The sequence below is a fragment of the Sciscionella sediminilitoris genome, assembly GCF_000737195.2.
Classification (GTDB): Bacteria; Actinomycetota; Actinomycetes; order Mycobacteriales; family Pseudonocardiaceae; genus Sciscionella; species Sciscionella sediminilitoris.
The window spans coordinates 174,126-193,958 of the sequence record NZ_JALM01000009.1; the positions used below are offsets into that span (position 1 = coordinate 174,126).

Below are 19,833 nucleotides of genomic sequence, written 5' to 3' on the forward strand. Positions count from 1 at the left end.
TCCTCGCCCCCTCCGCCATTCCGGACCGGCCGGTCCCGCATCATCGAATCACCATCGAGGATGTGACCGAGGAAAGGGTGCGTGGATGAGTCTGTCCGGAATCGCCGAGGATGCCCGCGAACTGTCCGGGGAACTGGCCCGGCTGCGGCATCGGCTGCACCGCAGCCCGGAGACGGGACTGAACCTGCCGCGTACCCAGGAGGCGGTGCTCGCGGAACTGGACGGGCTGCCGCTGGAGATCAGCACCGGGGAGGCGCTTTCCTCGGTGGTCGGCGTGCTCCGTGGCGCGCGGAAGGGGCCCGCCGTGCTGCTGCGCGGGGACATGGACGCCCTTCCGGTCGCCGAGCGCAGCGGGGTGGAGTTCGCCGCGACCAGCGGTTCCATGCACGCCTGCGGGCACGATCTGCACACCACGATGCTCGTCGGCGCGGCCCGGCTGCTCGCCGACCGCCGCGCCGAACTCGACGGCGACGTGGTGTTCATGTTCCAGCCGGGAGAGGAAGGCCATGACGGCGCGAGCCACATGATCAGCGAGGGCGTGCTGGAGGCGAGCGGTGCCCGTCCGGTGGCCGCCTACGGGCTGCACGTGATGGCCTCGGTGGTGCCGCACGGCGTGTTCACCACCCGGCCCGGGCCGATGATGGCCGCCTCGGACACCGTCACCGTCACGGTCACCGGAGCGGGCGGGCACGGTTCGGCACCGCATCGCGGACTGGACCCCATTCCGGCCGCCTGCAGCATGGTCGGCGAGCTGCAGACGATGGTGACCCGCCGGTTCGACGTGTTCGATCCCGTCGTGGTGACCGTGGGTTCCTTCCACGCGGGTACCCAGCACAACATCATTCCCGAGCAGGTCCGCTTCGAGGCCACCGTGCGCTCGCTCTCGGCCGAATCGCACGCCAGGGTCAAGGACGCCTTCGTGACCGTGTGCGAGGGGATCGCGAGCGCGCACGGGCTCGCCGTGGACATCGACTACCGGCGGCTCTACCCGGTCACCGAGAACGACGCCGAGCAGGCCCGGTTCGCCGCCGATACGGTGCGCGAGCTGCACGGGGAACAGAGCATCGAACCGGCGAGGAATCCGTTCACCTGCTCCGAGGACTTCTCCCGGGTGCTGCACAACGTTCCCGGCGCCTTCCTCGCACTCGGGGCCTGCCCGGAAGGGGCCGATCCGGCGAGCATGCCGAACAACCACTCACCGCAGGCCCTGTTCGCCGATGAGGTGCTGGACCGGGGCGCGGCCGCCTATGCCGGGCTCGCCCATCGCAGGCTCGCCGCGGCCGGGTAGCTCATGCGGCGTGCCTGCAGGTGGGACAGGTGCAGTCGGCGCAGGCACAGTTGACGCAGGCGCAGTCCCCCGCGCAGTTGCCGCACCGACAGTGCGCGTGATTGCAGGTCGGGCACTGACAGTCCGCGCAGTCGCACACGGCGCAGGAGTCCGTGCAGTGCGGGCACTGGCAGGTCACGCATTCGTCGTAGTGCATGCCCTCGGTTTCCTGATGCTCCCGGTGCACGTGCCCGTCGTGCAGGTAGTCCACGTGGTCGTGGTGGATCACCGCGTCGTGGCCGCACCGGGGGCCGTGGGTGTGCGCGTGCCGTTCCGCCGGTTGATGTGCTGTGTTCGCAGTCATGGCCATTCATGATGATATGCGCATTCGTGAACGCAAGTCGGCCGCGAGGTTTCACCCGGCAGAGTGGCCCCGCGAGACCGTCCGGGGCGTGCTCCGCCGGACCCGGCCGTCGGGACTCAGGACGGCCCGATCCGGCGTAGATGTGCCTGAAGCGGGCTGGACGTAAATCCGTACCGGCGTTTGAAGTCCGGATTGCGGCGGCCGAGGTAGAGCCATTCTCGTTGTTTGCGGATGGTTTCCAGTACCACATTGGCGGCGAGCACGTAGAACGGGCTGAAGTTGGGGCAGGCGTCCAGATCGAATCCGCAGAACGGGAAATGCGTCCGGGTGGTGTCGGAAAGCAGCACGGCCGAGCCGACGAGTTCACCTCGCGATCCGCGCAGTTCGAGGACGTCCACGTACTCGCCGAGATGACGCAGGAACTCGGGAAAGATGCCTTGTTGGTAATAGTCCGCGTTATCGTGTTTGGTCGCGGTGTGCCGGGCCAGCCGCATGAACCCGTCGATATCGGCGTCCTGGACGGACAACCGGCGAGTGGTGAAGCCGGTCTCGGCGGCGCGGCGCAGTTCGGCGCGCATGATCCGGCGCGGGTTGTGGCGTAGCGTGGCCAGCCAGCCTTCCACATCCTTGAACCCGTCCATCCGCATCCGCCAGCCGGTCTCGATGGTGGCGCCCGGATAGTCCTGCTCGGCGAGGACCGTGGACAGTGGGTCGATCTGGTCGACGTTCACCAGCCCGCACACTGCCGCTTTCCAGTCGGCGGCGAGGTCCCCGAGTGCGCGCAGTGCCGCGTGTACCGCGCCAGGATCATGCTCCGGACAGGTGGGCAGGGTCGATTCGTACGAGTGCCAGATGTGGCTGAGCAGCGCCGGACGGTTCAGCTCTTCGGGAAAATGCGTGGCGAGTACCCGCATCGGGTCGGTGCCGCACTGGAGATAAGCGGGAAGCACGGCGACCGCGGTTCCGTTCGGTGCCCGGACGGTCAGGTAGGCGGCACGCTCCAGCGGATGGATCGGGTGTTTTTCGAATGCCTCGAGGAACTGCCGGTAGTAGAAGACGGGTGCGTCGGTATCCCGGACGACCACGTCCCATTCATGGTCGACCTCGGCTATGTGTTCGGCGATCTGCACCGTATAGGCCATGCGGGTTCCCTTCGGCTGCGCGGGGATCAGGAAAGACGGGGCTCGCTCCAGGTGAGGACGAGCTTTCCGGTTTCGGTCGAGCAAGCGCGGTCGAAGGCGGCCGCGTGCTCGGTGTAGGGGAAGTGCTCGGTCACCACCGATGCGGGACGTGCGCCGCTGTCGAGCAATGCCGTCACCTGTTGCCAGGTCTGGAAGATCCGTCGCCCCGAGACACCCTGGACGGTGAGCATCCGGACCGAGATGTTCGCCCAGTCGGTGTCCACCGGCCGGGCAGGCAGACCGAGCACCGCGACCTGACCACCGAAGGCCATGTTCCCGAGGAGCGCGTCCAGCGCGTCGGGGTGCCCGGACATCTCCAGGCCGATGTCGAACCCTTCGGTGCAGCCGAGTTCTTTGGCCGAGGAAGCGAGCGGTTCGTGCCCGGCCTCGCAGACAGCCGTGGCGCCCAGCCGGGTGGCGAGCTGGCGGCGGAACTCGCTCGGCTCGGCGACCACGACCGCACGTGCGCCGAGCTCGCGCAGTACCGGAATGGTCATCAGGCCGATCGGACCGGCTCCGGTGAGGGCCACGATCTTGTCGAGAACCGGGAACTGGGAAGCGGTGTGCACCGCGTTGCCGAACGGGTCGAACAGAGTCGCGGTGTCCAGGTCGATATCGGGAGGATGCCGCCAGACGGCGGTGACCGGCAGGGTGGCGTACTCGGCGAACACCCCGTCGATGTCCACTCCGAGCCTGCGGGCCTTGGTGCACAGATGACCGTGCGCGGAGCGGCAGTGGCGGCATTTCCCGCACACCAGGTGGCCTTCGGCGCCGACGAGTTGTCCCGGAACGAAACCGCCGACCTCCGGTCCGCTCGCGACGATCTCGCCGACGAACTCGTGGCCCGGGATCAGCGGTGCCGCGATGGTCCGCTGCGCCCACTCCGACCAGCGGGCGATCTGAAGATCGGTGCCGCAGATGCCGGTGCGCAGTACCCTGACCAGTACCTCGCCGTTGCCCGGCCGCGGAACGGGCACTTCCTCGAGCTCCAGTCCGGGTCCGCTGTTCCGCCGTACGAGTGCCGCCATGGTGGCGGGAACCGCGTTCACCGGACCGGCTCTTTCGGCGCCTGCTGCAAGGCCGCGAGGTCCACGTCGATGCGCTGGTCGTTCATCGTGGCCAGCCAGTGGCCGACGTCCAGCAGCCACCATCCGTTGACCGTCACCTCATAGAAGCGGCGGTGTCCTTCGCCGTGGAACTCGGAAAGCGGTCGCCGCCACTGCTCGCGGACCTGCTCGTCCGGGAAGTTGCGGGTGTAGTAGAAATCCGCGTATTCGGCCAGTTCGGCCGCTTCCTCGATGGCCCGCGCGATCCCGGTGAACTGTGCGCCGTCGAGGCCCAGTTCGTTGGCCGCATCGGTGCGGAAGATGCTACCGGCGATCTCGGGGGCCACGTCGATATTGCGGGAATGCCGTACGTGCCGCTGCGAATACCACAGGAACCGCAACGGTCCCCGGAGCGGCACGAAGTTCACGGTGCTCGCCCACGCATTCTCCGGGCTGTGCGTGGCGAGCGTGACGAACTGGCCGGTCTCGATCAGTACATTGCTGCGGTCGATCAGCGAATCAGAGGAAACCATCATGCCTCCATCAGGTTGTCGAGTCTCGGCCGGCGGCCGGACGGGATCGAAGGTGGACTGCCGGTGTAGTCGGCCTCCACGGCCAGACAGCGGCCGCGCGGTCCATAGGTGGTGGAGAAGACCAAGTCCCGGTCCCCGGCGGGCAATCGCGCTTCTTCGGTGAAGGTCCTGGCGAGAACGCGCCAGCGCGCCGGGGAGTGGTCTTTCCGGGTGTGCACGGGAAAACGAAGCCGGAGAACACCGGGCTGGTCCCAGTGGAACGTGTAGCACACGGCGAACGCTTCGGTGTTTCGAAGCAGTTCGTGTTCGGAGGGAACCCGGAAGGAAAGTTCGGTTGTCAGCTCGAGTATGTCCTTTTTGGTGAACCGATGCGGCCGGAACGGGCCGAAGCAAAGCGTTGTCGAACGTTCTCGGAAGTCGAGGAGGAAGCCATAGATCCGATCCATCGAGTATCGGGTGAAATGGGAGTGGTACCCGACCGCGGTATCCGGCATGTTCGGAAGCTCGAGGACTTCTTCGAGAGGAATGCTGTCCAGTAGGAGCATGCGGACCCCGGCGAAACCGTTCGTCACTGTCGCATCCACGCCCCATCGCCCGGTGAAGCCGGTTGCGATATCGGAAAGCAGACCCTCGATGGGGTGACCGCTCGACGTGAGTATGCCCTCCTCGCGCAGCGTCCGGGCCGGATTGTGTTCCGTCGATTGGGTCAGGTAGCGGAATTCGACATCTCGCCCCCTCGTTGGTTGTACCGTCGTGCCGATGCTCAGCCAGGAATCGGAATATGCGGCACCGAAGGTGGTCAGCATTCGATCAACGGCTGTTTCGTTGAAGTCCACCCCGCAGGCCTTGGCGTAGTGTTCGAGGGCAGCGCGCAGCTTCGGGACGTCCTCGACCGGGATGGCAACCCTGGTCAAGACTTACGGCAATCGATCAGCGCGGCGTGCGGGCAGTCGAGATACGGCCGCCAGTACTGTTCGCCGCGATCGGAGATTCCCTGTGCGGACACGCGGTACGGCGGCCAGTCGATCGAATCGAAACCGGCAGCGTGGAGCGCGCGCTCGAGGGTCGGTCTGGTCCAGTACCTGGCGATCACGTCCTCCTGGTAGCGGCCGAAGCGCAATTCGAGCCGTACCCGCGAGGCGTCGGCGCGCGGTTCGGTGTCGAGCATGCGAAGGCCGTAGGGCGTGTAGTACTCGGCGCGTGGGTCGTAGTCCGGGTTTATCGGCAGCGTGAGGAAACGGCCCCCGGGGCGCAGTGTCCTGCCCGCGATGGAGCACAAATCAACCAGCTCGGAGTAGTTCTCAGCATAGGGCAGCACGTATACCCCGATGGCCAGATCGAAGCTGCCCGGATCGCTGAGTGGTGGTTCGTCGACGTATTCGATGCCTTGGCGCTTCGTTTCTTCGATCCGGGACGCGTGAGCAAGCATCTGCTCGGATGCGTCGAATCCGACGACCCGATCGGCGCCCAGTTCGTTGAGCCGTCTGCTGTAGACACCAGATCCGCAGCCGATGTCGAGAACCGACTTTCCGGTGACGTCACCGATGAGGCTCAGGACACTGTGCATCTCCAGCTGAACACGCCAATCGAGATCGAACATGTCCTCGTAGACCTGTGGCAGCTCGTCGAACTGACTGCGTGACATGACCGAGCGGCTCCCTTCTCCGCGAACCTTGCCGAGCTCCGAAGATTTCAGCGCGCGAATGAGGTCGTCAACGCGCGGTTCCGGGCGGCGGAACCCGCGGACGGTGGATGGATTCAGGCGGGTCGGACGTTCAGGGCGCGCCCGGCTCCGGTGTTCAGTGGCGGGACCCACTCGCTGTAGCCTTTTTTCGGGCATAGCTGAATTCCCAAATGGGCATAACCTCGATTCGGGCCGTTTTGTGCTGCGCCGCCCGGGATGGCGGCTCGGTTCGGATCGGAGAAACCGCAGGTCGTGGCGTGCTTGTCGGTGCCGAGCTCACCCGCGGTGGGGGTAATTTCACGCCCTGCTTGCGAATGCCGCGAGGGCGGAACTACTGTTCATTTCGTCCATTAATTGTTTTCTTGCCACGGGTGAAATGTAGTCGGCCGGCGATCCCGCGCCGGGAATTGATTTTCAGCTGAACGGGTCTCCGTGTTCGGTGGCCCGCATGGAAAAGGAGAAATGTATGAAGGCTCGTCTCGGTCGGAAATCGCTCATGGCCACCGCGGCCGCGTTCGCGCTGGCCGCCGGTTTCGCGGGCACCGCCTCGGGTGCGACCGCCGCGGATGAACCGGTGAGATCCACCGATCTCGTTCAGGTGAGCGCGGACAGCGGCTCGATCGCCAATCCGTCCAAGTTCGTGATCACGAACGTCGCGGACCATTCCGGTAAGGTGGAGAACATCCCGGCGGGGACCAAGTTCCTGCTGAACGGTAACTCGCTCGCCCGGCTTTCCGGGCCGAGCAACGACCTGAACTGGAATCTCCAGATTCTGGAGATCAACAACAAGCAGTACACCCAGGTCACGCTGAAGAACGATCTGCAGCCCGGTGAATCGCACACGGTCGAACTCGGCCATTTCAACGTGTCCATCGGCTCGAACGATGTGCTCGGCCTCGCGCCGTACGATTCGCAGCCGATCCGCACCAAGCAGGAGCTGAACAGCACCGAGTGGGCCAATCCCGGTGACTCCTCGGCCCGGTTCAACAACGCCGCGCAGATCAAGTGCATCGCCACCGCCTTCCCGATCGCGGGCTGGTGCGATGGCTCCAACAGCGTGCCGACTCCGTGGTGATACTCGGCCCGGTCGCAGCGATGCGGCCGGGCATCCCGGTACCGAAACCCAGGTGGTTCGCCATTCTGGCTGCCGTGCTGCTCACCCTGTGCGGGGTGCCGAGCATTCCCGCCCCGGCCCAGCCCGTGCGGGCCGGGGATGTGCTCGGTGCCGAACCGAGCCGATTCAGCCTCGACCCGTTCGGGAAAACCCCGGTGCCCGGGGTGCGCGCCACGAAGATCACCTACCGATCGCGGGACGCGCTGAACCGGCCGATCGAGGTCACCGGAACCGTTCTGGTGCCCGAAAAACCCTGGCGCGGCACGGGTCCGCGTCCGCTGATCGGTTATGCCTCGGGCACCAAGGGCTGGGTGGATCGCTGCGCCCCCTCCCGGCAGCTTCCCCAGGGAATCGACTACAACGGCCCGCAGCTGGCGGCGCTGCTCGCGCACGGCTGGGCGGTGACCATGACCGACTACGAGGGGTTGGGTCACGGTGGCGAACACACCTGGCAGGTGGCCGATTCCGAGGCGCACACCGTGCTGGACTCCGTGCGCGCCGCGCAGCGCCTTCCCGGAAGCGGGCTCGGTTGGCAGACGCCGGTCGGCATCTACGGCTATTCGCAGGGCGGCGGTGCGGCCGCCGCGGTCGCGGAACAGGCTGCGAGCTACGCGCCCGAGCTGGTCATCAAGGGCGTCTCGGCCGGGGGTGTGCCCTCCGACTGGAACGTGCACCTCAACACGTACCAGGCGGGCCGGTTGACCACGGGCACCGCGGTCATGGTCGGCGCCGGTTTCGCGCATGCCTATCCCGAACTGAAATTCGGCCGATACCTCAGCGAACGCGGGAGGAAACTGTACGACTTCCTGCGTTCGCGCTGTCTGGCCCAGCCGGACTCGTTTCTCGCGCTGCTCGGCACCGCCGACGGGAAGGTGAACCGGTTCTTCGGCGCGGTCGACCCGTTCCGCACCGGTCCCTGGCTGCGCCGGTTCGCCGAGAACCGGATCGGTGACCGCAGACCCCCGATGCCGGTGCTGCTCTTCCATGGCGCACAGGACGAGATCGTGCCCGTCGACATGGCCAGGACGCTGCGCCGGGACTGGTGCGCCCGCGGCGCGAACATCACCTGGCAGGAGTATCCGATGGTGGAACACATCCTCGCTTTCGAACTGAACACGCCCGCCTCGATCGATTTTCTCGACCGGCGCTTCCGGAACGTTGCCACGGGCGGGAACTGCGGCACCGGGCGGTGAACCGGCTCAGGCCGTGAAGTACTGACTCGGTGCCACACCGAGGGTTTTGCGGAACATGGCGGTGAACGCGCTCGGGCTGTGGTAACCGAGCTGGCTCGCGGTCATCCCGATCGTGTTCCCGCCCGCCAGCAGCTGCACGGCGGTGAGCAGCCGGGCCTGCTGGCGCCAGCGGCCGAGGCTCCATCCGGTCTCGGCGCGGAACCGCCTGGCGAGGGTGCGCTCGCTCAGGTGCGCGATCCGCGCCGACTCGGCGAAGGTCCACTCCTGCTCGGGCTCGGCCATGATCCGGGTGCACAACCGGGCGAGGCCGGGATTGTGCGGCATCGGCAGGTGCAGCGGGAGCACGGGAGCGGGCACGAGCTCGTCCAGCAGCAGGGAGACCACTTTCCCGTCCCGCCCGCTCTCCTCGTATTCGGTGGGCATCCTGGTGCACGCGATGATGAGTTCGCGGGCAAGCGGGGAGACCGAGATCACCATGCACCGGGTCGGCGGGGTGGCCTGCGCGCTCGGCTCGATGTAGAGCGTGCGCATGGGCACCGGTCCGCAGGTCCGGGTGGCGTGTTCCACCCCGGCGGGCACCCATACCGCGCGCTGCGGCGGTACCACCCAGGTCCCCTCGGTGGTGATCACGGTGATGGCCCCGCTCGCGCCGTAGATGAGCTGGTCCCTGCGGTGCGCGTGGGGCGGGATGTAGTGCCGGTCGGGCAGATCCCGCGCCATGCCGCCGACCGGGCGGGGAATGTCCTGGTAGTCGTCCCGGTCCTCGCTCTTCCCGTACATTTTGGCAGCTTCCCGACGATAGTTGGCTCAGATGCGGCCCTCGGCCAGTTCGGTTCCTCGTAGGTTTATAGACAGATCGGCGATGACTCGCAACAACCAAGGAGAATGGCTGACCGCATGAACGACCGGGCTTGGCTGGACGCGCAATACAATGTCCGCGCGGGTATCGATGACTATCTCTCGGTGTTCTCCCGTTTCTCGCGGGTGAGCGCCCCGGTGCGGGCCCGTAGGGACGCGGTGCTGGAGGTGTTCTACGGGGACAACGCGCTGCAGTCGGTGGACGTGTTCCCCGCGCGGGAATCGACCGGGGCGGACCCGGTGCTGGTGTTCCTGCACGGCGGGTACTGGCAGTCGCTGGACAAGTCCATGTTCGCGTTCCTCGCCCAGTCCTACATCGAGCGCGGGGTCTGCTTCGCCGCGGTGAACTACCGGCTCGCCCCCGCGGTCGGCATGGACGAGATCGTGGCCGATGTCCGGGACGCCATCGGACTGGTGCACGACAAGGCCGCGGACTTCGGTGCCGATCCGAACCGGCTCTATGTCGCGGGCCACTCGGCGGGCGGGCACCTCACCGCGCGGATGCTGGCCACCCGGTGGGCGGAGCTCGGCAGGCCCGCGGACCTGATCAAGGGCGGCTGCGCGATCAGCGGGCTCTACGACCTGGACCCGATCCAGCGCTGCTACCTCAATGATGTGGTCGGGATGGACGAGGCGACCGCGCAGCGGCACAGCCCGGTGCACGCCGAGCCCGCGGTCCCGACCCCGCTCATCCTCTCGGTCGGCGGGGACGAGTCCGCCGAATTCCACCGCCAGCAACGGGAATTCGCCGCTGCCTGGCGTGGCCGCGGGCACGACTGCCGGGTCGTCGACCAGCCGGACGGACACCATTTCCGTGCCGTGGAACGACTTTCCGAACAGGGCGACCCGCTCTTCGAGGCTACCCTCGGCATGGTGCGCGATGAATGACGACCAGGCTCGCCTTGCCCGGATCTACCGCTATCCGGTCAAGGGGCTGCACGGCCAGCGGCTGACCGGTACCGAGACCGCGGTGGGGCAGGGCCTGCCGTACGACCGGCGGTGGGCGATCGCCACCGGAGCGGAACCGGTCCCCGAAGGCGGTGCGTGGGTGCCACGCACCGCCTTCCTGCATCTGGCCAAGAACGCGGAGCTGACCCGGTTCGGCTCCGCGGTGCGGGACGGAGAACTGGCGTTGCGCGGGCCGGAAGGGATCGCAGCGGCACCCGAGCGCTGGTTCGACGCCCCGGTGGAGCTCGTCGAGGCCGCGAAAGCGTACTGGGACCAGGAGGACGCCACCCTCTCGCTGATCAATCTGGAGACCGTCGCCGAGCTCGGTGAACTGGCCGAGACACCGCTGGATCCGTTGCGGTTCCGCGGCAATCTGTATCTCTCCGGGCTGCCCGCCTGGCGGGAACTGGGCCTGATCGGGCGGCGGCTGCGGATCGGCGAGGTCGAACTGGAGGTGCTGCGCCCGATCGCGCGCTGCCGGGCGACCTCGGTCAATCCGGCGACCGGGGAGGACGATGTGAACCTGCCCGCGCTGCTCGGCGCCCGGCACGGGCACATCTTCTGCGGGGTGTACGCCAGGGTGTGCCGTGCGGGAACGCTGCGCGAGGGCGCCACCGTGCTGGAGACCGGTGCCGCGGCCGCCGCGCTGCGTTCCGGGGCGGCCGCACCGTCCGCCCCGGATCTGCCGCGCTGGCCGCGCCCAGCCGAACTGGTGCGCAGAACCGAGGAAAGCGGTGCGGTGACCAGCTTCTGGCTTCGTGATCCACTGTGGACACTCGGCCTGGAACCGAGTTCCGGCCAGCATCTGCGGGTGCATCTGCACGATGCGGAAGGCCCGCTGTGGCGCTCCTACACGATTTCCGGGGCCCGCGAAGGGCTGCTCCGGATCAGCGTCAAACGCGAATCGGACGGCCGGGGATCCCGGCTGCTGCACGATTCGCTGCGGACCGGCTCGGATGTGCTGATCTCCGGGCCGTTCGGGGAACCCGCGCTGCCGGAGCCGGTGACCCGCCCGGTCGTGCTGGCCAGCGCGGGCATCGGGATCACGCCGATGCTGCCGATCCTGGCCGGGCTCGCCCGGATCGGGTTCACCGGTCCGGTGCTGTTCTGCCACACCGCCCGCGACGGCGGCCAGCTCGCCCTGTGGCAGGAGGCGAAGCGGCTCGCCGAACGGCTGCCCGGTGCGTGCCTCCGGCTGTACCTGACCAGGCCGGGCGCCCACGAGTGCGCGGAACTCGGTGCCACGGCAGGCCGCCCCTCGGTCGCCGCGCTGGCCGCCGAGCAGCTCTCGCTGCCGGACGCGGTGGCCCACCTCTGCGGCCCGGTGGAGTTCCAGAAGGAGTGCGGCACCGAACTGCGGGATGCGGGCCTGGTCGCGGATCGCCTGCATTACGAGGTGTTCCAGTCTCCGCGGATGACCGTCGGGCAGCGCAGCCCGGCACCGCGCCCCGGCCCGTTCCGGGTCCGGTTCGGCGTGAGCGGGGTGGAGCAGCAGTGGGATCCGGAAAGCGGCAGCCTGCTCGATCTCGCCGACCGGGCCGGGCTGCGGCTGCGGTCCGGTTGCCGGGAAGGCGCCTGCCAGAGCTGCGTGCAACAGGTCAGCTCGGGCGATACCGCGTACACCCTGGAACCGGTGCTGCAGCCGAGCGGGGACGCCGTGCTGTTGTGCTGTGCGGTGCCCACGAGCGACCTCACGATCGACGCCTGAGCGAGACCGGGGCGGGCACTTCCGCGCTCGTACTGCTGGAGCCGGTGCGCAGCAGCAGCGCGGCGCCCGCCCCGATCAGTGAGCACAGCACCAGATAACCGGCGATCGCGAGCCCGGAACCGGTCCAGCCGTAGAGCGCGGTCGCGATGATCGGCGCGGGCCCGCCCGAGATGATCGAGGCGAGCTGGGAGCCGAGCGCGGTACCGCTGTAGCGCACCTCGGGCGGGAAGCTCTCCGCGATCAGCGCAGCCTGCGGGCCGTACTGGATGTCGTGCAGCACAAGCGAAACGGTGACCGCGACCGCGATGAGCGCGGTGGTTCCGGTGTCCAGAAGGGGAAAGTAGGCCAGGCTCCACACCGCGGTGAGCAGTGCGCCGACGACATAGACGCGTTTGCGCCGCCAGCGATCGGAGAGGTGCCCGAACAGCGGAATCGTCACCAGGGAGAGCACCGAGGCGAACAGCACGATGTTCAGCACGCGATTTTCCGGTAGCCCGAGGAAGTTCTTCCCATAGGTGATGACGAAAGTCGTGAATATGTAGAACGGCGCCATTTCGGATGTGCGGGTGAGCGCGGCGAGCAGCACCTGACGCCAGTGCCCGCGCAGCAGCACCAGCAGCGGATTCGCGGTACTCTTCGGCGCTTCGGCCCGCGGTTCCTCGACCTTGGCCCGGATGTAGAGGGTCGCCCCGATCAGTACCGCGCTCGCGATGAACGGAATCCGCCAGGACCATTCGGCGAACTGGTCCGAACCGGTTACCCCGAGCGTGGCGATGATGGCGAGGTTGGCCAGGATCAGTCCCAGCGGGGAACCGACCTGCGCCCAGGAGGCGAAGAACCCGCGTCGTTTGGCCTGCCCCGTTTCCATGGAGACCAGCACCGCGCCCGCCCACTGCCCGCCGAGCCCGATGCCCTGCACCACGCGGAGCACGACGAGGATGATCGCGCCCGCGAGCCCCGCGGTCTCGTAGCCGGGAACGAGCGCGACGGCGAAGGTGGGTATTCCCATGCAGAGCGTGCTGGAGATGAGCGCGGTGCGGCGGCTGAGCCGGTCGCCGAAATGGCCGAACAGCATCGCGCCCGCGGGCCGGGCGATGAATCCGACGGCGAAGATCGCGAAGGACTGCAGTGTTCCGGATGTGGCGCTGGAGGCCGGAAAGAAGACGTGTCCGAAGACAAGTCCGGAGACCAGGCCGTACAGATAATAGTCGTACCACTCGATCGCGGTGGTCAGAACGCTGGTGGCGGTGGCGCGCCGATTCCTGCGCGCTTGGTCCGGGGAGTTCGGCACATCATCTCCTGACGAACAATCGCTGGTCGTGAAGAGGGTGTTCCGCTCAGCCTCTCACCGGATGAGCCGACGGACTGTCGCATGCCGGTCGATGAGCATCGGAGACCGGCCAAAAACGGCGAGGGCGACTTCCGGTGTCACCCGAATTGCCCTTACGGGCGCGATCGGGGCGGCGTTAGGCTGCGCCGGTGCCCGAACTGCGTATCGGGGTCGTCGGCCTCGGCCAGCGCGCGGAACTGGCCACCCATGCCCAGCGTCGTGGTGTGGCCAGGGTGGTCGCGTGTGCCGATCCGGCCGCGCGGGGCCGTGCCGATGCCCGGGCCCTTTTCGGTCCCGAGGCCGAGGTGTACGAGGACTACGAGCGGCTTTTCGACCGCGATCTCGACGCGGTTTTCCTGCTCACCCCCGATTATCTGCACACCGCGCCCGCGCTGCGGTTCCTGGAGCGGGGAATCGCGGTGTTCGTGGAGAAACCGCTCGCCATCGAGCTCGTGGAGTGCGACCGGATTCTCGCCACCGCGGCGCAGACCGGGACCCGGTTGTTCGTCGGGCACAACCTGCGGCATCTCCCGGTACTGCGCGAGATGCGCCGGTTGATCGACAGCGGCGCGATCGGTTCGGTCCGCTCGATCTGGTGCCGGCATTTCGTCGGCCACGGCGGGGACTACTACTTCAAGGACTGGCACGCGGAACGGGCGAACACCACCGGGCTGCTGGTGCACAAGGGCGCGCACGATCTGGATGTGATCCACTGGCTGGCCGGCGGGTTCAGCCGAAACGTCACCGCGTTCGGCCAATTGTCCGTCTATGGCGCGAATCCACGCCTTCCGGGCGGCGCCCCGGACAGCGGGCGGCGGATGGCGGACTGGTTCGATCCGGAGATCTGGCCGCCTTCGGCGTTACGGGAACTGAATCCGGTGATCGACGTGGAGGACCTGAGCATGGTGCTCACGCGCACCGGGAACGGCGTGCTCGCCAGCTATCAGCAGTGCCATTTCACCCCGGACTACTGGCGCAACTACACGGTGATCGGGGACGAGGGCCGGATGGAGAATTTCGGTGACGGCACTTCGGGGGAGCTGGCCGCCATCACGGTGTGGAACCGGCGGCGTTCCGGGTACCGCCCGGACGGCGACCTGCGGGTGACCGTCGACGCGCAGCCGGAACACGCGCACGGGGGAACCGATGCCGCGCTGGTGGCGGAATTCCTCCGGTTCGTCGCCGAGGGCGGGCCCACCGAGACCTCACCGATCGCGGCCCGGGAAGCGGTCGCGACCGGGATCGCGGCCACCACCTCGCTGCGTTCCGGCGGGGTGCCGATACCGGTGCCGGAGCCGGATCCCGTTGCCGCGCGGTACTTCGCCGGAAACCAGGCGCGGCTCGGGGTGCCCGGCTGTGCCTAGGGTATGTCTGATAATCCACTGCCGTCGCGAGCGGGAGTCAGCGTGACGGGGCCCTGCGGGACACCCGCGCCCGAGATCGGCAAGGCGGAGGATTGAGCCGCTGTGGGTTTCTGCGGTGATTGCGCGCCTTCGCCGCGAGGCGCCGATATGGCCCCGCGCAGCAGGCTACGGGATTGCCAGACGCGCCCTAATCCTCGCGCTTGCGGCCCGCGCCCGCGAGGATCCCGGCGCGCTTCGGGTCCTCGCCGGGGGCGAGCGGCCCGTCCGGGCGCCACAGGGAAGTGGCCACGATTCCGGGATCGACCAGGTCGAATCCGGTGAACAGTTCCTCGATCTCGGCCTTGCTGCGCGGATGGATCGGGTCCCGGCTGCCCTTCATCACCTCGACGATGGCCGCCATCTCCTCGGGCTCCAGGTCGCTGGTGAAGTGCGAGATGACCAGCCAGCTTCCCGGGGCCAGTGCCTCGCGGTACCGGCGGATCAGGTTCACCGGATCCTTGTCCGGGAAGACGAAGTGGAACACCCCGACCATGAGCAGCCCGACCGGCTGGCTGAAGTCGAGCAGCTCACGGGTCTCCGGGGCGGAGAGGATGGTCTCCGGGTCGTTCATGTCCGCCTGCACGACCCCGGCCCGGTCGTTGTCCTCGAGGATCATCCGGCTGTGCGCGACGGCCACGCTCTCGTAGTCCACGTAGACCACGCGACACTCCGGATCGAGCTCCTGGGCCACCTCGTGCACATTGCCCACGGTCGGGATACCGGAGCCGATGTCCAGGAACTGCCGGATGCCCTGGTCGAAAAGGAACTTCACCGCGCGGCGCAGGAAGGCCCGGTTCATCGCGCCGATCGTGCGCGCGTTCGGCTGCGCCTTCAGGAACTTCTGTGCCAGGGCGCGATCGGCCTCGAAATTGTGCCCGCCCCCGATCAGATAGTCGTAGAGCCGGGCCGCGCTCGGCTCGTCGATGTTGATGTGCCAGGGAACCCAGTCGCGCTGATCGGCCACCGCGAGCTCCTCTGTCGTCGCCGGTGCAGGAGGGTGCTCACTGTAGCACCGGTCACCCCGGCGATTCCGGCCCGGCGGACGCGTTCACCGGGAAGGACCACGGTTCACTGCTCGGTGGCCGCGAGCGCGGCGAGGATGTCCCTGGTTGCCTCGTCAGCCGGGAAGAAGGTCTCGATCGCGATCTCGTCGGTGGCGACATCCCGCGGGGAACCGAAGACGGTGACCGCGTAGAGCAGGGAGAGCTCACCGGCCTCGGTGCCCAGCAGCATGGGGGTGACCAGTCCGGTGTCCGGCACGGGCTCTTCGTCCGGTTCGGGTGCCGGGTAGCTCGCCAGCTCGTGCAGCAGCCCGGCCAGTTCCGGATCGGCGCTCCGGTCCAGCTGGCGGCGCACCCGGCGCAGGGTGTGCTCGCGCCAGTGCGCATGATTCCGCAGCTGGGAGGCGAGCCCGTCCGGATGCAGGGTCGCGCGCAGCATGTTCACCCGTGGTTCGCGCAGTTGCCGGGGGATTCCGGTGAGGAACCGGGCCATCGCGCGGTTTCCGGCGAGCAGATCCCAGTGCGCGTTCACCGCGACCGCCGGGTTCGGTTCGTGCCCGGTGAGGATCGCCTCCACCGCGGCCCGCACCGCACCGAGGTCGTCGAGCGGGCGTTCGGTGTGCACCGGGGCGAACCCGGCCGCGAGATAGAGCGCATTGCGTTCGCGCAGCGGGACATCGAGCTCGGCGCAGAGCCTGCCGAGCACGGCGGGGCTCGGGTTCGCCCGCCCGGTCTCCACGAAACTCAGGTGCCGCGCGGACAGTTCGGCGGCGAGCGCGAGATCGAGCTGGGACCGTCGCCGCCGCTGCCGCCACTGGCGCAACAGGGTGCCCACCGGAGAACTCATGCGGCCACAGTAGGCGATTACCACCGAGGTAATCGACGGATCGGGCGTGGACCTCGAGGATCACGGGCATGTTTCTGATCGAGATCGCGTATCCGGCAGGCGCACTGACCGAGACCGAGCGGGACACCATCGCCGCGTCGATCACCGAACTGATCACGGCGGCGGAGCAGGCCCCGGAAGCGACCATGCGCCGCGCGCGCCGGATGACCCATATCGCGTTCCGGGAACTGCACGGCTGGCACACCGGGGACGGGCCGGTGCACCCCGGTGCGGCGCCCCCGGTGCTCGCGAGCATCACGGTTCCCGAGGCGTGGCGCGCGGAAACGGCGCGGCACACGATGGGCGCCGTGCGCTCCGCGATCACCGGCGTGGACCGGGTGAGGGGCTGGACGAGGGAGGGCGGTGACCTGTGGATCAACGTGTTCGGGGTCGCCGAGGGCAGTATCGGGCTGAACGGCAAGGCGGCCGATGCCGATGCGGTTCTGGCCTATATGACCGAGGAATTCCGGGCCCTTGCCGAATCCGGTGAACTCGGCCCGGTTCCGGACGGTAAGCTGCTGGATCCGGTCTGCGGCATGCTCGTGCACCACGGCAAGGGGACGATCCTGCTCGACCACGACGGCGTCACGCTCGGTTTCTGCGCGCAGTCCTGCCGGGATGCCTACGCCCGCGAACACGGACTGAGTCCGGCCTGACCAGGGAGACAGGGAAGGTCAGGAAACCTGGCGTGGCATCGTCTGCGTTCCCTCGGGGACCGTCGGTGCCGGGTTGTCCATGACCTGTTGCTGGGCCAGCAGCAGCCGTTCGGTGGTGGCCCGGTACTGCAGTTCCGGGTTGTGCCGAGGGAACGGGGATGGCGGCGCGCCGAGGCGGAACACCGAGGTGAGATCGCCGGTGGTGGCGCGCCGCCAGTCGCTGATGTGCGGTTCGGGCACCCCGAACCGGCGCTCGAGGAACCGCAGCAGCGAGGTGTGGTCGAACCGTTCGGAGCACACGTATCCGCCGACCGTCCACGGCGAGACGATGACCGTCGGAACCCGGAAACCGAGCCCGATCGGCACTCCGTCCACGTATTCGCCCGGGGTGCCCTTCGGGGCGACCGGCGGGGCGACGTGGTCGAAGTACCCGTCGTTCTCGTCGTAGGTCAGGATGAAGACGGTCTTGCGCCACACCTCGGGATTGCGGGCGATCGCCTCGATCTTGCTCGCGACGTACTGCGCGCCCGCGGCGGGCATCCAGTCCGGGTGCTCGGTCTGTGCGGACGGCGCGACCAGCCAGGAAACCTGGGGCAGCAGATCGTGTTCCGCGTCGTACTCGAACCAGCCCGCGGACTTGTGCACCATGGCGTTGCGGAACAGCGGGGAACTCTTCCCCGCCTCGGCGTACTGGCGGAACCAGGCGAGCGAATTGTCGTCGTAGTTGTCCTCTTCCTGATAGATGCGCCAGCTGACACCCGCCTCGGTGAGCCGTTCGGGGTAGGTCTTCCAGCGCAGCCGGGGATCGGTGGAGGACATGTAGTTGGTGGTCGCCGGTTCCCCGTAGCGCCCTTCCGGATCGACGAAGCCCGACCACATGTACAGCCGGTTCGGGTTCGTCGGCCCGATGACCGAGCAGAAGTAGTTGTCGCAGACCGTGAACGCCTCGGCGAGCGCGTGGTGGAAGGGAATGTCCTGCGCGGTGAGGTAGGACATGGTGAACGGGCCCTTGGCCGTGGTCCAGTTGTCCATCTTGCCCTCGTTCCACGCGCTGTGCTGATCGAGCCAGTCGTGCGGGCAGCCCACACTCTTCTGCCCCGAGGTGCGCAGCGTGTCCACGTGGAAGGGAAGCAGATGGCCGTCCTTGTGCCCGGAATACGGCTGGGCGAACACGGAATCGCCGTTGGGCAATCGCATCGGGTTCGGATCGGAGAACCCGCGCACCCCGCGGAGGGTGCCGAAATAGTGGTCGAAACTGCGGTTCTCCTGCATCAGGATCACGACGTGCTCGATGTCCTCGAGCGAGGCCCGCAGATTCGCGGGGGTCTCGGCGACCGCGCGGCGCACCCCGTCCGGCAGAAAGGGCGAGGCGAGCGCCGCGGTCGTCGCCGCGCCGAGGAGCCTGCGCCTTGTCCAGGGTACGGCCATCAGTTCCCTCCGAAGATCGCGATCAGGTGCTGGCCCGCGTCGGCCACGAGCACCCGCCCGGAACGGTCCAGTGCGATGCCGAGCGGGACACGCAGCTCCCGTGCCCCGTACTCGCGCAGCGGGGCGCCGCGCGGGCCGAACTCGGTCACCCAGCCGTAGTCCGGGACGGTGACCGAGACGGTGTCCTGTTTCCCGGCCACGGCGAAGGCCGGATTGGACATGCCGCCGAACAGGCTGTTCTGGCCCGCCCCGTAGGAGCCGAGTTCGGTGCCCGCCTTGTCGTAGCGGACGACCGCGTCGTTGCCCGCCACCCGCCAGCCGTTCTGCGTGACCAGGATGTCCCCGCCCGGAGTGACCGCGATCCCTTGCGGCGCACGGTTTCCCGAGCCGATCTCGCCGAGCGGTCCGGACTTGCCCGGCGCGAACCGCAGTACCCGGTTGATCCCGCTGTCGCAGACGAGCAGTTGCCCCTCCGCGGTCACCGCGAGGCCGCGGGGCGTGTCCAGGGAACCCGTCCCGAGTACGGCGGTCGAGCCGTTGCGGGCGAAGCTGCGCACACAACCGTTTCCGGTGTCGGCCACGTACACGGTGCCGTCCGTGCCGACCGCGACCGCCTCCGGTTCGCGCAATCGCCCGTGCCCGAGATCGCGTTTGGGGCGCAGATCCGGGGCGAGCACCCGGATCAGATCGTTCCCGGTGTCCGCGAGGTAGATGTCCCCGTCCGGACCGACCGCGATCCCGTGCGGCCTGCGCAGTGTTCCGCCGAGATCGACGGTGCCCAGCAGCGGGCGGCCCGGTAGCCGGGTACCCGCGCGCACCGTGCACCGGACCGGATCGGCCAGCTGCTCGTAGCCGTCGTCGTGCAGGTAGAACACCCGGTAGTCGCCGGGGCTCAGTCCGGAGGTGTCCAGTTCGGCCGAGCCGCTCGCATCCGGGGCATAGGTCCAGGTGCGGTAGCCGCCGTGTTCCGGTTCCGCGTTCCCGTCCGCGGGCCACACCCCGACCCAGTTGTGTGCGGCCGCCTGACCCGCCGAGGTGCGGTACTCGGCGCGCAACCAGTCGCCGGGGGCGACCGTGTTCGCGGAGAGCCCCAGCCGACCGGAGGCGACCATGCGTTGCTCAATCATGCTTGAATCACTCACCTCAGCCGCAGTTGTGGGCAAAATATCGGGGTGCTGGCGCGCTGTCAGCCACCGAACGAGTGGGCGGGCCGGGCTCCGGGGAATGGTCTGG

At 68.1% G+C, this 19,833-nt stretch carries 19 protein-coding genes; 7 read left to right on the forward strand and 12 right to left on the reverse strand.

Annotated features, from left to right (window positions below; all coding sequences use genetic code 11):
• Positions 1-85 precede the first annotated feature (85 nt).
• Positions 86-1,288 carry a M20 metallopeptidase family protein gene (locus AD72_RS04145; protein WP_031465034.1) on the forward strand — a complete coding sequence of 401 codons (1,203 nt, stop codon included), beginning with the start codon at positions 86-88 and terminating at the stop codon, positions 1,286-1,288.
• 1 nt (position 1,289) lies between these two features.
• Here the strand turns inward: AD72_RS04145 and AD72_RS04150 are convergent, their stop codons facing one another.
• From AD72_RS04150 to AD72_RS04175, 6 genes are all read right to left on the reverse strand, one after another.
• On the reverse strand, positions 1,290-1,631 hold the full coding sequence (locus AD72_RS04150; RefSeq protein ID WP_031465035.1) for a hypothetical protein: 342 nt from the start codon (positions 1,629-1,631) through the stop codon (positions 1,290-1,292).
• A 116-nt stretch (positions 1,632-1,747) separates the two neighbouring features.
• On the reverse strand, positions 1,748-2,773 hold the full coding sequence (locus AD72_RS04155; RefSeq protein WP_031465036.1) for a GNAT family N-acetyltransferase: 1,026 nt from the start codon (positions 2,771-2,773) through the stop codon (positions 1,748-1,750).
• A 26-nt stretch (positions 2,774-2,799) separates the two neighbouring features.
• Complete coding sequence (tdh, locus tag AD72_RS04160) at positions 2,800-3,861, reverse strand: L-threonine 3-dehydrogenase (RefSeq protein ID WP_231644726.1); 1,062 nt, start codon at positions 3,859-3,861, stop codon at positions 2,800-2,802.
• Complete coding sequence (locus AD72_RS04165) at positions 3,858-4,391, reverse strand: pyridoxamine 5'-phosphate oxidase family protein (protein WP_031465038.1); 534 nt, start codon at positions 4,389-4,391, stop codon at positions 3,858-3,860. Before AD72_RS04165 ends, tdh begins: the two co-directional genes overlap by 4 nt.
• Positions 4,391-5,305, reverse strand: a complete 915-nt coding sequence (locus AD72_RS04170; protein WP_031465039.1) for an aromatic prenyltransferase — start codon at positions 5,303-5,305, stop codon at positions 4,391-4,393. The genes AD72_RS04165 and AD72_RS04170 overlap by 1 nt, the downstream gene beginning before the upstream one ends.
• On the reverse strand, positions 5,302-6,207 hold the full coding sequence (locus AD72_RS04175) for a class I SAM-dependent methyltransferase (RefSeq protein ID WP_231644727.1): 906 nt from the start codon (positions 6,205-6,207) through the stop codon (positions 5,302-5,304). Before AD72_RS04175 ends, AD72_RS04170 begins: the two co-directional genes overlap by 4 nt.
• A gap of 334 nt (positions 6,208-6,541) precedes the next feature.
• Here AD72_RS04175 and AD72_RS04180 point away from each other — a divergent pair, with 334 nt between their 5' ends.
• Both AD72_RS04180 and AD72_RS04185 read left to right on the forward strand, forming a co-directional pair.
• Positions 6,542-7,150, forward strand: coding sequence for a hypothetical protein (locus AD72_RS04180; protein ID WP_156365042.1), 609 nt, complete (start codon positions 6,542-6,544; stop codon positions 7,148-7,150).
• Positions 7,114-8,382 carry an alpha/beta fold hydrolase gene (locus AD72_RS04185; protein WP_156365043.1) on the forward strand — a complete coding sequence of 423 codons (1,269 nt, stop codon included), beginning with the start codon at positions 7,114-7,116 and terminating at the stop codon, positions 8,380-8,382. The genes AD72_RS04180 and AD72_RS04185 overlap by 37 nt, the downstream gene beginning before the upstream one ends.
• Positions 8,383-8,388: 6 nt before the next feature.
• Here AD72_RS04185 and AD72_RS04190 read toward each other — a convergent pair whose 3' ends face one another.
• Complete coding sequence (locus AD72_RS04190) at positions 8,389-9,162, reverse strand: AraC family transcriptional regulator (protein WP_031465043.1); 774 nt, start codon at positions 9,160-9,162, stop codon at positions 8,389-8,391.
• 117 nt (positions 9,163-9,279) lie between these two features.
• On the opposite strand from AD72_RS04190, the gene AD72_RS04195 reads away from it, so the two are divergent.
• The gene (locus AD72_RS04195; RefSeq protein ID WP_031465044.1) at positions 9,280-10,128 is read left to right on the forward strand and encodes an alpha/beta hydrolase; all 849 of its coding nucleotides are present in this window, start codon (positions 9,280-9,282) and stop codon (positions 10,126-10,128) included.
• Positions 10,121-11,896, forward strand: a complete 1,776-nt coding sequence (locus tag AD72_RS04200; RefSeq protein ID WP_031465045.1) for an MOSC domain-containing protein — start codon at positions 10,121-10,123, stop codon at positions 11,894-11,896. The genes AD72_RS04195 and AD72_RS04200 overlap by 8 nt, the downstream gene beginning before the upstream one ends.
• Here the strand turns inward: AD72_RS04200 and AD72_RS04205 are convergent.
• A complete protein-coding gene (locus tag AD72_RS04205) occupies positions 11,880-13,187 on the reverse strand; it encodes an MFS transporter (protein ID WP_031465046.1) in 1,308 nt (435 codons plus the stop codon). The genes AD72_RS04200 and AD72_RS04205 overlap by 17 nt on opposite strands.
• A gap of 188 nt (positions 13,188-13,375) precedes the next feature.
• Between AD72_RS04205 and AD72_RS04210 the strand changes: the two genes are divergently transcribed.
• Positions 13,376-14,590 (forward strand): Gfo/Idh/MocA family protein, encoded by a 1,215-nt coding sequence (locus AD72_RS04210; protein WP_031465047.1) that lies wholly within the window; start codon positions 13,376-13,378, stop codon positions 14,588-14,590.
• Between the two features lie 187 nt (positions 14,591-14,777).
• Here AD72_RS04210 and AD72_RS04215 read toward each other — a convergent pair whose 3' ends face one another.
• Together AD72_RS04215 and AD72_RS04220 are read right to left on the reverse strand one after the other, a co-directional pair.
• A complete protein-coding gene (locus AD72_RS04215; RefSeq protein WP_031465048.1) occupies positions 14,778-15,593 on the reverse strand; it encodes an SAM-dependent methyltransferase in 816 nt (271 codons plus the stop codon).
• A 104-nt stretch (positions 15,594-15,697) separates the two neighbouring features.
• A complete protein-coding gene (locus AD72_RS04220) occupies positions 15,698-16,477 on the reverse strand; it encodes a helix-turn-helix domain-containing protein (RefSeq protein ID WP_031465049.1) in 780 nt (259 codons plus the stop codon).
• A gap of 68 nt (positions 16,478-16,545) precedes the next feature.
• On the opposite strand from AD72_RS04220, the gene AD72_RS04225 reads away from it, so the two are divergent.
• Entirely contained in the window at positions 16,546-17,172 is a 627-nt protein-coding gene (locus AD72_RS04225; protein WP_031465050.1) for a hypothetical protein, read from the forward strand.
• An 18-nt stretch (positions 17,173-17,190) separates the two neighbouring features.
• On the opposite strand, the gene AD72_RS04230 is transcribed toward AD72_RS04225, so the two are convergent.
• Positions 17,191-18,600 (reverse strand): alkaline phosphatase family protein, encoded by a 1,410-nt coding sequence (locus AD72_RS04230; RefSeq protein WP_031465051.1) that lies wholly within the window; start codon positions 18,598-18,600, stop codon positions 17,191-17,193.
• A complete protein-coding gene (locus tag AD72_RS04235; protein WP_082468755.1) occupies positions 18,600-19,727 on the reverse strand; it encodes an NHL repeat-containing protein in 1,128 nt (375 codons plus the stop codon). The genes AD72_RS04230 and AD72_RS04235 overlap by 1 nt, the downstream gene beginning before the upstream one ends.
• Between the last annotated feature and the right edge of the window lie 106 nt (positions 19,728-19,833).